Origin of the sequence: Stutzerimonas stutzeri (assembly GCF_002909485.1) — a bacterium.
Lineage (GTDB): Bacteria > Pseudomonadota > Gammaproteobacteria > Pseudomonadales > Pseudomonadaceae > Stutzerimonas > Stutzerimonas stutzeri_AH.
In genome coordinates this window covers 141,872-154,158 of record NZ_PPXG01000007.1, presented here as the reverse complement: position 1 = coordinate 154,158, position 12,287 = coordinate 141,872, and the positions used below count along the sequence as shown (strand labels likewise).

Here is a 12,287-nt window from a genome sequence, read left to right as displayed (position 1 = left end):
GAAGGAACTGCCCGTGACTCAGAAGCCCGACCAGTGTCTTGGTGAATGGATTGACCGCGAAGCCCTCGCCGAAGCGATGATTCCGCTGATTGGTCAGCTTTATCGCAACAACAACGTGGTGACTTCGATCTACGGCCGTGGCCTGATCAATCGTTCGGTGATTGCCATCCTAAAGGCACATCGTTTCGCTCGTCACCGCATTGCCGACGAAACCGAGCTGTCGGTGCACGACACCTTCCAGATTCTCAAGACCATGAGTGAAATGAACCTGGGTGCCGCTTCGGTGGATCTGGGCAAGCTGGTGGCCAAGTACAAGGAAGCGGGCAACGGCCGCAACCTGGAGCAGTTCGTACGGGAAGAGCTGGCCGAAGTGGCCGACAAGCGTCTGGCTGCCTCCGGCCACAAAGGCACCGACGTCGTGCTGTACGGTTTCGGTCGCATCGGCCGTCTGCTGGCTCGCATCCTGGTAGAGAAAACCGGTGGCGGCGATGGCTTGCGCCTGCGTGCCATCGTCGTGCGCAAGGGCGCTGACAACGACCTGGTCAAGCGCGCCAGTCTGCTGCGGCGTGATTCGGTGCATGGTCCTTTCGATGGCACCATCACCATCGATGAAGAAAACAACACCATCACCGCCAACGGCAACCTGATTCAGGTGATCTACTCCAACGATCCGGCCTCGGTGGATTACACCCAGTACGGCATCGAGAACGCATTGCTGGTCGATAACACCGGTAAGTGGCGTGATGCCGAAGGCCTGGGTCAGCACCTCAAGTGCCCGGGTGTTGCGCGCGTCGTTCTGACCGCTCCGGGCAAGGGCGAACTGAAGAACATCGTGCATGGCATCAACCATGGCGATATCACCGCTGACGACAAGATCATCTCTGCCGCATCCTGCACCACCAACGCCATCGTGCCGGTGCTCAAGGCGGTGAACGATCAGTACGGCATCGTCAACGGTCACGTTGAAACCGTGCACTCCTATACCAACGACCAGAACCTGATCGACAACTTCCACAAGGGCAGTCGTCGTGGTCGCAGTGCTGCGCTGAACATGGTGATCACTGAGACCGGTGCAGCCACCGCCGCAGCCAAGGCGCTGCCGGTGCTCAAAGGTAAGCTGACTGGCAACGCGATCCGCGTGCCGACACCGAACGTTTCCATGGCCATTCTCAACCTGAACCTGGAGAAGGCCACCGGTCGCGAAGAAATCAATGAGTACCTGCGCCAGATGGCCATGCATTCGGATCTGCAGAAGCAGATCGATTTCGTCAACTCGCAGGAAGTTGTATCCACTGATTTCGTAGGGTCTCGCCACGCCGGTGTGGTGGATGCAGAGGCAACCATCTGCAACGACAATCGCGTCGTGCTTTACGTCTGGTATGACAACGAGTTCGGTTACAGCTGTCAGGTGGTGCGCGTGATGGAAGACATGGCAGGAGTTAACCCGCCAGCCTTCCCGCGCTAAGCGTCAGCGGGTCGTAGTGCAGAAACGGGAGCCTAGGCTCCCGTTTCGCTTTTTAGTCTTTCAGTTGGCACCGAGCCCAGGCGAGATTGCGCTGGCGTTCGATGGGTGAAAAGCGAAGCTGCATCCTGCGAGGTTATTTCGCCTCTCTTGTCTCGAGTCAAAAATCCGCAATGCTTGGGTGGTCAGTCACGGGCTACGACCTCTATAATCGGGCGGATTTTTTACCTGGGTCCGCGACATGGTGTCGCGTCGTTAACCTATCGACGCGCGCAGCGCAATCCTACTTTGCGCCATGCCGCTGGGCCTGCAAAAAAAGCTTTCTAAAATCAGTGGTTAGGCAAACCGATGATCAATATAAAACGAGGGCTTGATTTGCCCATAGCCGGTGCGCCGGCGCAGCGTATCGAGGCCGGAAGGCCCGTTCGCAGCGTCGCCGTGGTTGGCTTCGACTATCCGACCATGAAGCCCACGATGGCTGTTCAGGTCGGTGATCGGGTTAAGCTGGGGCAGATTCTTTTTTCCGACAAGAAGTCACCGGGCGTGCATTACACCGCGCCTGGTGCCGGCGTCGTCAGTGCGGTGCATCGTGGTGAAAAGCGCGTGCTGCAGTCGGTGGTCATCGACCTCGATGGCGACGAAGAAGTCACTTTCGCAACTTATTCGCCCGCCCAGCTGGATGGCTTGAGCAACGAGCAGGTTCGTGAAAACCTGCAGCAGTCCGGTCTATGGACCGCGTTTCGCACGCGTCCATTCAGCAAGGTTCCGGCGGTCGACGCGGTGCCTAGCTCGATTTTCGTGACAGCAATCGACACTCATCCACTGGCGGCCGATCCGGCCGTCATCATTGCCGAACAGTCAGAAGCTTTCGAGGCTGGCCTTAAGGTGCTCGGCAATCTGGCCAAGCTGTTCGTCTGCAAGGCGCCGACTGCATCGCTGCCGGGCGAGGCTCTGCCAAAAGTGCAGGTCGAGACCTTCAGCGGTCCGCACCCCGCGGGTCTGGCTGGCACCCATATCCATTTCCTCGACCCGGTTAGCGCCAGCAAGAGTGTCTGGACCATCGGCTACCAGGACGTTATCGCCGTGGGCAAGCTGTTCACCAGCGGTCGTCTTTCGGTTGAGCGCATCGTCTCTCTCGCTGGGCCGGTGGTCGAACAGCCGCGTCTGGTTCGGGCCCGTCTAGGTGCCAATCTGGACGAACTGACTGCTGGCGAACTGCAGCCCGGCGGCAACCGTGTCGTTTCCGGTTCGCTGCTCGGCGGTCGTACCGCTCATGGCGCTTTCGCCTATCTTGGTCGCTACCACCAGCAGGTTTCCTGCCTGCGTGAGGGCAAGGAGCGCGAAATGCTCCATTACATGCGCCCAGGCGTCGAGAAGCATTCGATCCTCAACATCTATATCTCCACGCTGATGGCAGGCAAGAAGTTCGCCTTCTCAACCTCCACCAATGGCAGTCCCCGTGCGATGGTTCCGGTTGGCAATTACGAGAAGGTAATGCCGCTGGACATTCTGCCGACCCAGCTGCTGCGCGCGTTGATCGTGGGCGACACCGAGGTGGCGCAGAAGCTCGGTTGCCTGGAGCTGGACGAAGAAGATCTGGCGCTGTGCAGCTATGTCTGTGCCGGGAAATACGAATACGGCCCGATCCTGCGGGACAATCTGACCCGCATCGAGAAGGAGGGTTAAGGGCATGGGCATTCGCGCATTCCTCGACAAGATCGAGCATCATTTCGAAAAAGGCGGCAAGTACGAAAAGTGGTACGCACTGTACGAAGCGGCCGACACCTTCCTCTATCGTCCCGGTAGTGTGACCAAAACCACCGCTCACGTGCGCGACGGCATCGACCTCAAGCGCATGATGATCACCGTCTGGATGTGTACATTTCCGGCGATGTTCTTCGGCATGTGGAACACCGGCTACCAGGCCAACCTGATCTTCGCGCAGAGCCCTGATCTGCTTGCAGCTCAGGAAGGCTGGCGCTTTGGTCTGATCGGCGCGCTTGCCGGCTTCGACCCGAACAGTCTCTGGGATAACTTCATCCAGGGTGCTGCCTACTTCCTGCCGATCTACGCGGTGACCTTCATCGTCGGCGGTTTCTGGGAAGTGCTGTTCGCTTCCATCCGCAAGCACGAGGTCAACGAAGGCTTCTTCGTCACTTCCGTACTGTTTGCCCTGATCCTGCCGCCGAGCATCCCGCTGTGGCAGGTCGCACTGGGCATCAGCTTCGGCGTGGTAATCGGCAAGGAAATCTTCGGTGGCACTGGCAAGAACTTCCTGAACCCGGCGCTAACGGCACGCGCGTTCCTGTTCTTCGCCTACCCGGCGCAGATGTCCGGCGATGCGGTTTGGACTGCGGTCGATGGCTACGCCGGTGCGACCGCGCTGAGCCTGGGCTTTGCCGGTGGTATCGAAAATGTCATCAATAACGGCATTACTTGGATGGACGCTTTCGTCGGCACCATTCATGGCTCGATTGGTGAAACCAGCACCCTGGCAATCTTCATTGGCGGCGCAATTCTGGTCGGCAGCAAGATCGCTTCGTGGCGCATAGTCTCCGGCGTGATGATCGGCATGATCGCTCTGAGCTTCCTGTTCAACCTGATCGGTTCAGAGACCAACCCGCTATTCGGTATGCCCTGGTACTGGCATATGGTTGTCGGTGGTTTCGCCTTCGGCATGATCTTCATGGCGACCGATCCGGTTTCGGCGTCGATGACTAATACCGGCAAGTGGGTGTTCGGCATCCTGATCGGTGTGATGGTCGTACTGATCCGTGTGGTCAACCCTGCCTTCCCGGAAGGCATGATGCTGGCGATCCTGTTCGCCAACCTGTGTGCGCCGCTGATTGACCATTTCGTCATTCAGGCCAATATCAAGCGGAGGCTGGCACGTAATGTCTAGTCAGAAAGAATCCACCGTTCGCACGCTGACGGTAGCCCTGTTGGTCTGCCTGGTGTGCTCCATCTTCGTGGCTGGCGCCGCTGTGGCGCTTCGCCCGACTCAGCAGGAAAACCGTCTGCTGGACAAGCAGCGCAGCATCCTGGCCATCGCTGGCCTTGGTGACGCTGGCATGTCCGGCAATCAGGTCAAGCAGCTGTTCAACGACCGTATCGTTGCCCGTCTTGTCGACCTGGAAACCGGCAAGTTCAGCGACGAGTTCGACGCCAAGACCTTCGATCCGTTGGCAGCGGCGAAGGACACGGCCCTGTCCAAGCGGCTACCTGCCGATCAGGACATCGCCTCGATCAAGCGACGTGAGCGTTACAGCACCGTTTATATCGTTGAAGGCCAAGGCGAGGGTGATATCGACACCCTGATCCTGCCGGTCCGTGGTTACGGCTTGTGGTCCACTCTCTATGGCTTTATGGCAGTGCAGGGCGACCTGGACACCGTGGCCGGCTTCGGTTTCTACCAGCACGGGGAAACCCCGGGTCTGGGCGGCGAAGTGGACAACCCGAAATGGCGCGGCCAGTGGCCTGGCAAAGAGCTTTTCGATGACAACGGCAAATTGGCTGTTCAGGTCGTCAAGGGCGGCGTCGATCCGCAAAGCCCTCGTGCCACTCATCAGGTCGATGGCCTGGCGGGCGCGACGCTGACCAGTAATGGCGTCAACTCGCTGTTGCAGTTCTGGCTGGGCGAGAACGGCTTCGGTCCATTTATCGCTAATCTGCGCGCTGGGGAGGCTTGATCATGTCGCAACCCACTGTGAAAGAAGTACTGCTCAATCCGGTCTTCAACAACAATCCCATCGGCCTACAGATTCTCGGAATCTGCTCGGCGCTGGCGGTTACTTCCAACCTGAACACCGCGTTGGTGATGTCGGTGGCGCTGACCCTGGTCTGCGCCTTCTCCAACCTGTTCATCTCGATGATTCGCAGCCAGATCCCGAACTCGATTCGTATGATCGTGCAGATGGTGATCATCGCCTCGCTGGTAATCCTTGTTGATCAGGTGCTCAAGGCGTACGCCTTCTCCCTGTCCAAGCAGCTGTCGGTGTTCGTCGGCCTGATCATTACCAACTGTATCGTGATGGGGCGCGCGGAAGCCTTTGCCATGCAGAACCCGCCAGTGCTGTCGTTCTTCGACGGTATCGGTAACGGGCTTGGCTATAGCGCCATGTTGATCGCGCTCGGCTTCATTCGCGAGTTGACCGGTGCGGGCAAGCTGATGGGCTATACCATCCTGCCGACCATCAATGACGGTGGCTGGTACCTTCCCAACGGCATGATGCTGCTGCCACCTTCGGCGTTCTTCCTGATCGGCCTGTTCATCTGGGGTATTCGCGCGTGGAAGAAAGAGCAGGTCGAGAAGCCTGCCTTCAAGATGGCGCCGCAAGTCTCGAATAAGGAGGCTTACTAATGGAGCACTACATCAGCCTGTTCGTCCGCGCCGTGTTCATCGAGAACATGGCACTGGCGTTCTTCCTGGGCATGTGTACCTTCATCGCGATTTCCAAAAAGGTGGAAACCGCGATTGGTCTGGGTATCGCGGTAATCGTGGTACAGACCATCACCGTGCCGGCCAACAACCTGATTTACACCTACCTGCTCAAGAGCGGTGCGCTGGCCTGGGCCGGTCTACCCGAGGTGGATCTGAGCTTCCTCGGCCTGCTGAGCTACATCGGTGTGATCGCGGCTATCGTGCAGATTCTCGAGATGACCCTCGACAAGTATGTGCCTAGCCTCTACAACGCGCTGGGTGTGTTCCTGCCGCTGATCACCGTGAACTGCGCCATTATGGGTGGCACGCTGTTCATGGTCGAGCGTGATTACAACCTGAGTGAAAGCGTGGTGTATGGCATGGGCTCCGGCCTGTCCTGGGCGCTGGCCATCGCTTTGCTGGCCGGTATTCGCGAAAAGCTGAAATACAGCGACGTTCCAGATGGGCTGCAGGGGTTGGGTATCACCTTCATCACCATCGGACTGATGTCGCTGGGCTTCATGTCTTTCTCTGGCGTACAGCTGTAAGGACGGAACGAACTGATGAGTTACGAAATTTTCCTCGCCATCGGTATGTTCACCGCCATCGTGCTTGCGCTGGTGGTGATCATCCTGGCTGCACGCGCCAAGCTGGTTTCCAGCGGCGACGTGTCCATCGAAATCAACGGCGAGCGGACCATTACCGTCCCCGCTGGTGGCAAGCTGCTGCAGACGCTCGCTTCCAACAACATCTTCCTCTCATCCGCCTGTGGCGGCGGCGGCACCTGCGCGCAGTGCAAGTGCATCGTCGAGAGCGGTGGCGGCGAGATGCTGCCTACCGAGGAGTCGCACTTCACCCGCCGCGAAGCGGGCGAGGGCTGGCGTCTGTCTTGCCAGACCCCGGTCAAGGCGGACATGAAGATCGAAGTGCCGGAAGAAGTGTTCGGCGTGAAGAAGTGGGAATGCACTGTCGTTTCCAATCCCAACGTTGCAACCTTCATCAAGGAGCTGACGCTGAAACTGCCGGAAGGCGAGAACGTCGATTTCCGCGCCGGTGGTTACGTGCAGCTGGAATGCCCGCCGCACGAAGTGCGTTACAAGGACTTCGACATTCAGGAAGAGTATCGCGGCGACTGGGATAAGTTCGACCAGTGGAAGTACGTATCCAAGTGCGATGAGACGGTGATCCGTGCCTACTCCATGGCCAACTATCCGGAAGAGCGTGGCCTGGTGAAGTTCAACATCCGTATCGCCTCTCCGCCGCCGGGCCGTGACGATATCCCGCCGGGCAAGATGTCCTCTTTCGTGTTCAGCCTGAAGCCGGGTGACAAAATCACGGTCTACGGACCCTTTGGTGAGTTCTTTGCCAAGGAGACCGATGCTGAGATGGTCTTCATCGGCGGTGGTGCCGGTATGGCACCGATGCGCTCGCACATCTTCGACCAGCTCAAACGCCTGAAATCCACGCGCAAGATGAGCTTCTGGTACGGCGCTCGTTCCATGCGTGAAGCGTTCTACGTAGAAGAGTATGACCAGCTGCAGGCTGAGAATCCCAACTTCAAGTGGCACTTGGCGCTGTCCGATCCGCTGCCGGAAGACAACTGGGAAGGTCCGACCGGGTTCATTCACAACGTGCTATACGAGAACTATCTGAAAGATCATCCGGCCCCGGAAGATTGCGAGTTCTATATGTGTGGCCCGCCGATGATGAATGCCTCGGTGATCAAAATGCTCACCGATCTGGGTGTCGAGCCAGAGAACATTCTGCTCGACGACTTCGGCGGCTAGTATGATCCGAGCGTCACTACGGCCCTTCTTCGCTGTCGTGTACCTCCAGCCCGTCATCGCTGTCGCTCTCGCGACAGCCCTGACGGGCTGTCTGTTTCAGGACAAGGTGGAAGCCTTTACTGGCCCTACCATGGGCAGTACCTATACGGTCAAATATGTGCGTAGCGGCGACGGCCCCGCCAAAGAAGTGCTGCACGGCGAGGTCGAGGCCATCCTCAGTCAGCTCGACAAGCAACTGTCTACCTACCGTAGCGATTCGGATGTCGAGCGATTCAATGCGCTGCCGGCCGGCAGCTGCGAACCGATGCCAAATATGGTGCGCGAATTGGTCGCAGCGGGCGGCCAGCTATCGGCCGACAGCGATGGCGCATTCGACCTTACACTCGAGCCGCTGCTCAACCTTTGGGGCTTCGGCCCGCAGGGGCGCGGCGAACGTGTGCCCTCGGTCGAGGAGATCAGTGCGGCGCGAGCGCTCACCGGTCATCAGTATTTGAGGATCGATGGCGATCGCCTGTGCAAGGCGGTTGCGCTGCAGCTGGATTTCAACAGTATTGCTGCCGGGTATGCCGTGGATCTGGTAATCGACCGATTGAAGGCGCTCGGGGTACAGAGCTATCTGGTGGAAATCACCGGCGAGCTGAAAGCCGAAGGACGCAAGCCGGATGGTTCACCATGGCGTATCGCGATCGAAGCGCCTCGTGACGACCAGCGTGTTGCGCAAAAAATCGTCGAGCTCGATGGCATGGGAGTATCCACCTCGGGTGATTATCGCAATTATTTCGAGCGCGACGGGCGGCGTTATTCGCATACGCTCGATCCGCAGAGCGGGCAGCCGATCGAGCATCAGCTGGCCGCGGTTACGGTAATAGACAAATCGACCTTGCGGGCTGATGGGCTGTCCACTGCGTTGATGGTGCTTGGCCCCGAGAAGGGGCTGGCGCTTGCCGAGCGTGATGGCATTGCTGCGTTCTTCGTCGTCCGTGAAGGGCAGGGTTTCGTCACAACAAGCACCAAGGCTTTCGATGAGCTGTTCGGTGCGGGAGTAGAGCAATGACTTGGTTACTGGTTTTTTTGGTAATGCTGCTCGTCGTCTTTGGTATGGCCATTGGCGTAATCATGGGGCGCAAGCCTATCGCGGGGTCCTGTGGTGGTATCGCCAATCTAGGTATTGAAAAGGAATGCTCCATCTGCGGTGGAAGCCGTGAGAAGTGTGAGGAAGTGAACGAGGCGAAGAACGCGGGCAACACCGATCTCGCCTACGATGCCACCAAGCGTTGATGCGCTGCGTCACGCCTTCGAATCAAGGGGATAGCGGTCTCGTATCACGGTGAAGAAGTGGCGCGCTTTGCTCGAAGGCTTACGTCGGACGGCGTTGTTGAGTATCGGTGAATTCGTTGACAGCAGCGGCGTATGCCGTTGCGTTTTCAGGAGTGTATATGGCGGTCTATAACTACGATGTGGTGGTACTGGGTTCCGGTCCGGCCGGGGAAGGCGCGGCGATTAACGCCGTCAAGGCAGGACGCAAGGTCGCCGTGGTAGACAACCGTCCGCTGGTTGGTGGTAACTGCACCCACTTGGGCACCATTCCGTCCAAGGCCCTGCGGCACTCGGTGCGGCAGATCATGCAGTACAACACCAACCCGCTGTTCCGGCAGATCGGCGAGCCGCGCTGGTTCTCCTTCCCCGATGTGCTGAAAAGCGCCGAGAAGGTCATCAGCAAGCAAGTCACATCGCGCACGTCCTACTACGCACGCAACCGCATCGATACCTTCTTCGGTACCGCCAGCTTCTCCGATGAGCAGAGCGTGGAAGTAGTCTGTCTCAACGGTATGGTGGAAAAACTTGTCGCCAACCAGTTTGTGATCGCCACCGGTTCGCGTCCCTACCGCCCTGCAGACGTCGACTTCAGTCATCCGCGAATCTACGACAGTGACACCATTCTCACGCTGAGCCACACACCGCGCCGGATGATCATCTACGGAGCCGGTGTCATCGGTTGTGAATACGCGTCGATTTTCAGCGGGCTTGGCGTGCTGGTCGATTTGATTGACAACCGTGAACAGCTGCTTAGCTTCCTGGATGACGAGATTTCCGATGCGCTCGGGTATCACCTGCGCAACAACAACGTGCTGATTCGTCACAACGAGGAATACGAGCGGGTCGAAGGGCTGGAAAATGGTGTGATCCTGCACCTCAAGTCGGGCAAGAAGATCAAGGCTGACGCTTTCCTCTGGAGCAACGGGCGTACCGGCAACACTGACAAGCTTGGGCTGGAGAACATCGGGCTTAAAGCAAACGGCCGCGGTCAGGTTCAGGTTGACGAGCATTACCGCACCGAAATCGGCAATATTTATGCTGCAGGCGACGTGATCGGCTGGCCATCGTTGGCCAGTGCTGCCTATGACCAGGGCCGTTCGGCGGCCGGCAGCATTGTGAACAACGATTCGTGGCGATTCGTCGACGACGTGCCGACTGGCATCTATACCATTCCCGAGATCAGTTCTATCGGCAAGAACGAGCGTGAACTGACCCAGGCCAAGATTCCTTACGAAGTAGGCAAGGCATTCTTCAAGAGCATGGCCCGGGCGCAGATTTCCTTCGAGCCGGTCGGCATGTTGAAGATCCTCTTCCACCGCGAAACGCTGGAAGTCCTCGGCGTGCACTGCTTCGGTTATCAGGCCTCGGAGATCGTGCACATCGGCCAGGCGATCATGAATCAGAAGGGTGAGGCGAACAGTATCAAGTACTTCGTCAACACCACGTTCAACTACCCGACGATGGCTGAAGCCTACAGGGTCGCTGCGTTCGACGGGCTTAACCGGCTTTTTTGAGCGGCTCCAGCCGGTGGCCTGAAACGGCTGGAGAGGGGAGCGATTCCCGGAATTGGCACTGGCCTAACCGGGAGAGCTTTTGATCAGGTGAAGGCAATCCGACAGCGACATGCGCTGTCGGATCTGCGCTGCAGTTCGTTGGTTTTAAACTCTATCGGGCTTGCGCAAGGGTTGCGACGGCTAGGCCCGGATAGTCCGTGATCAGGCTGTCGACTCCGAAGTCCGCAAGGCGGCGCATCAGTGCTGGCTCGTTCACCGTCCATACCGAAACATGCAGACCCTGTTTACGCGCTTTTTCCAGTCGTTCCGGCGAGCATAGGGTCCACTTCAGTGCAAGTAGCTCACAGCCATACTGACGGGCGACTTTCAGCGGGTCCAGCCAGTTGTATTCGGCAACCAGCCCCCGCGAGATCTCCGGTGCCAGCCGGTTCAGGGCGCGGAGTACCTCTCGCGAACTGGACGTTACGGTGATGCGATCAAGCAATTGATGGCGCTCTGCGAGTTCCCTGACCGCTGTCACCGTGCGTGCAGCTCGAACCCGCGAGGCGCTTTTCACCTCAAGCTGCCAATGTTCGAAATCGCATTTCTCGAATAGCTCGCTCAGTCGCGGAATGGGGCATGGCTCTTTCCATCCGGGGCCGCCCAGGCGTGCGTCGTATCTGATCAGATCTTCGGCATCATGTTGTGTGACCTTTCCGCGGCGCCCGGTGGTGCGCTTGAGCGTTGGATCATGAATGACCACCAGTTCACCGTCGCGGGACAGATGCAGATCCAGCTCGCAGCGACGCACGCCATGCTGCAGGCATTGCTCGAAGCTCGCCAGGGTATTTTCTGGCGCTTCGCCTTTTGCGCCGCGGTGGCCGTAGATGAGGGTCACGGTTGCAGATCTTCCTTTGGCGTTAATTGGGGGCGCTGGTGATGGCGGACGCTGTTGATGACACGGTCGCCTTCGAAATAAACAGAGAACTCTCGATAGTCCCAGCGAGTGATGGGCGGTCGGCCTACCGTCGGCCGCTCTTCATCGGCAAGGCCGAAGCGATCCAGTACTTGGTTTTTTGAATCGCCCCGCGTCGGCATTGTCATTTCCGGCAGGCCTTGCTGACCAACAGATATGCGGATGTCTTCGGCAAATAGGTTGGGGCTGAGTGTCAGTACGAACAACAGGGTCGCCAGGCGGCGCATGGTTCAATCTCCTTGCAGGCTTTCCAGGGCCAGGCGCCGCTCCAGCGCCTGTTTCTGCAGGATATGCCGTGCGAGCAGCTGCCGCTGTGCATCAGTCAACGCTTCAAACTCCGTGCCGATGTCATAGCGTCCATCGTCCATGCTTGTGCAATAAATGACCCGTGCTTCCAGCAGCAGCCCAAGCCCTTGCGGCAGCAGTATCAGCTTCAGGGTGAGGACCTCACCGTTGCTTAGCGGCTTGTCACTGGCGAAGCTGATGCCTCCCTCGGATAACACCACAGGCTGTGGCGCGCCCTGATCTTTCAGCAGGTCCTGAGCCAACGCCTGGCCTAGAAGCTCGATTCGCTTGTTCTGGACCTTCAGGTAGTTGGCCAGCGTGCGGTTGCTCTCGGCAATCTGGCGCAACAAATGCTGCGCCTCGAAATCGAGCTGGTGCAGCTCGCCAAGCAGGCTGAATAGCGGCGGCAGAGGCTCGCTACATGAGCCTTCGTTCTGGTTCGCCGGGATGATTTCCAGTGCCACGTGATCTTCGATACGGTAGTATTCGCGGCGTTCTTCAGTGTCTTGTGTCGGCATGACCATACCCGGTTAGCAGCAGTGGCCAG

13 protein-coding genes are annotated in these 12,287 nt (G+C 58.4%); 10 read left to right on the top strand and 3 right to left on the bottom strand.

The window, feature by feature from the left end; translation table 11 throughout:
- Positions 1 to 13: 13 nt before the first annotated feature.
- The 10 genes from CXK91_RS17255 to sthA all read left to right on the top strand — a co-directional run bounded on the left by CXK91_RS17255 (position 14) and on the right by sthA (position 10,500).
- Positions 14 to 1,465, top strand: coding sequence for a glyceraldehyde-3-phosphate dehydrogenase (locus CXK91_RS17255; protein ID WP_058064820.1), 1,452 nt, complete (start codon positions 14 to 16; stop codon positions 1,463 to 1,465).
- Between the two features lie 345 nt (positions 1,466 to 1,810).
- A complete protein-coding gene (locus CXK91_RS17250; protein WP_103457315.1) occupies positions 1,811 to 3,148 on the top strand; it encodes a Na(+)-translocating NADH-quinone reductase subunit A in 1,338 nt (445 codons plus the stop codon).
- A 4-nt stretch (positions 3,149 to 3,152) separates the two neighbouring features.
- On the top strand, positions 3,153 to 4,364 hold the full coding sequence (locus CXK91_RS17245; protein WP_103457314.1) for an NADH:ubiquinone reductase (Na(+)-transporting) subunit B: 1,212 nt from the start codon (positions 3,153 to 3,155) through the stop codon (positions 4,362 to 4,364).
- Complete coding sequence (locus tag CXK91_RS17240; RefSeq protein WP_103457313.1) at positions 4,357 to 5,151, top strand: Na(+)-translocating NADH-quinone reductase subunit C; 795 nt, start codon at positions 4,357 to 4,359, stop codon at positions 5,149 to 5,151. Before CXK91_RS17245 ends, CXK91_RS17240 begins: the two co-directional genes overlap by 8 nt.
- Positions 5,148 to 5,822, top strand: a complete 675-nt coding sequence (locus tag CXK91_RS17235) for an NADH:ubiquinone reductase (Na(+)-transporting) subunit D (RefSeq protein ID WP_181003974.1) — start codon at positions 5,148 to 5,150, stop codon at positions 5,820 to 5,822. The genes CXK91_RS17240 and CXK91_RS17235 overlap by 4 nt, the downstream gene beginning before the upstream one ends.
- Positions 5,822 to 6,430, top strand: coding sequence for an NADH:ubiquinone reductase (Na(+)-transporting) subunit E (gene nqrE / locus CXK91_RS17230; protein ID WP_102823541.1), 609 nt, complete (start codon positions 5,822 to 5,824; stop codon positions 6,428 to 6,430). The genes CXK91_RS17235 and nqrE overlap by 1 nt, the downstream gene beginning before the upstream one ends.
- 12 nt (positions 6,431 to 6,442) lie before the next feature.
- A complete protein-coding gene (gene nqrF, locus CXK91_RS17225) occupies positions 6,443 to 7,669 on the top strand; it encodes an NADH:ubiquinone reductase (Na(+)-transporting) subunit F (protein WP_181003977.1) in 1,227 nt (408 codons plus the stop codon).
- A 130-nt stretch (positions 7,670 to 7,799) separates the two neighbouring features.
- On the top strand, positions 7,800 to 8,723 hold the full coding sequence (locus CXK91_RS17220) for an FAD:protein FMN transferase (RefSeq protein WP_103457434.1): 924 nt from the start codon (positions 7,800 to 7,802) through the stop codon (positions 8,721 to 8,723).
- A complete protein-coding gene (gene nqrM / locus CXK91_RS17215; RefSeq protein ID WP_102823543.1) occupies positions 8,720 to 8,947 on the top strand; it encodes a (Na+)-NQR maturation NqrM in 228 nt (75 codons plus the stop codon). Before CXK91_RS17220 ends, nqrM begins: the two co-directional genes overlap by 4 nt.
- 158 nt (positions 8,948 to 9,105) lie before the next feature.
- Positions 9,106 to 10,500 (top strand): Si-specific NAD(P)(+) transhydrogenase, encoded by a 1,395-nt coding sequence (sthA, locus tag CXK91_RS17210; RefSeq protein WP_058064813.1) that lies wholly within the window; start codon positions 9,106 to 9,108, stop codon positions 10,498 to 10,500.
- Positions 10,501 to 10,651: 151 nt separating this feature from the next.
- Here sthA and CXK91_RS17205 read toward each other — a convergent pair whose 3' ends face one another.
- From CXK91_RS17205 to CXK91_RS17195, 3 genes are read right to left on the bottom strand one after another with little or no spacing between them, the layout of a single operon-like run.
- Positions 10,652 to 11,377: a glycerophosphodiester phosphodiesterase gene (locus tag CXK91_RS17205; protein WP_103457310.1), complete on the bottom strand. Its 726-nt coding sequence runs from the start codon at positions 11,375 to 11,377 to the stop codon at positions 10,652 to 10,654.
- A complete protein-coding gene (locus tag CXK91_RS17200) occupies positions 11,374 to 11,682 on the bottom strand; it encodes a phosphodiesterase (RefSeq protein WP_103457309.1) in 309 nt (102 codons plus the stop codon). Before CXK91_RS17200 ends, CXK91_RS17205 begins: the two co-directional genes overlap by 4 nt.
- A 3-nt stretch (positions 11,683 to 11,685) precedes the next feature.
- Positions 11,686 to 12,258 carry a PilZ domain-containing protein gene (locus CXK91_RS17195; protein WP_256055760.1) on the bottom strand — a complete coding sequence of 191 codons (573 nt, stop codon included), beginning with the start codon at positions 12,256 to 12,258 and terminating at the stop codon, positions 11,686 to 11,688.
- Positions 12,259 to 12,287: the final 29 nt, after the last annotated feature.

Bases quoted from the DNA above. Each gene is read 5' to 3' on its own strand.
- sthA (WP_058064813.1), top strand. From the start codon at position 9,106: ATGGCGGTCTATAACTACGATGTGGTGGTACTGGGTTCCGGTCCGGCC.
- CXK91_RS17250 (WP_103457315.1), top strand. From the start codon at position 1,811: ATGATCAATATAAAACGAGGGCTTGATTTGCCCATAGCCGGTGCGCCG.
- CXK91_RS17245 (WP_103457314.1), top strand. From the start codon at position 3,153: ATGGGCATTCGCGCATTCCTCGACAAGATCGAGCATCATTTCGAAAAA.
- CXK91_RS17240 (WP_103457313.1), top strand. From the start codon at position 4,357: ATGTCTAGTCAGAAAGAATCCACCGTTCGCACGCTGACGGTAGCCCTG.
- nqrE (WP_102823541.1), top strand. From the start codon at position 5,822: ATGGAGCACTACATCAGCCTGTTCGTCCGCGCCGTGTTCATCGAGAAC.
- nqrM (WP_102823543.1), top strand. From the start codon at position 8,720: ATGACTTGGTTACTGGTTTTTTTGGTAATGCTGCTCGTCGTCTTTGGT.
- CXK91_RS17200 (WP_103457309.1), bottom strand. From the start codon at position 11,682: ATGCGCCGCCTGGCGACCCTGTTGTTCGTACTGACACTCAGCCCCAAC.
- CXK91_RS17220 (WP_103457434.1), top strand. From the start codon at position 7,800: ATGGGCAGTACCTATACGGTCAAATATGTGCGTAGCGGCGACGGCCCC.
- CXK91_RS17195 (WP_256055760.1), bottom strand. From the start codon at position 12,258: ATGCCGACACAAGACACTGAAGAACGCCGCGAATACTACCGTATCGAA.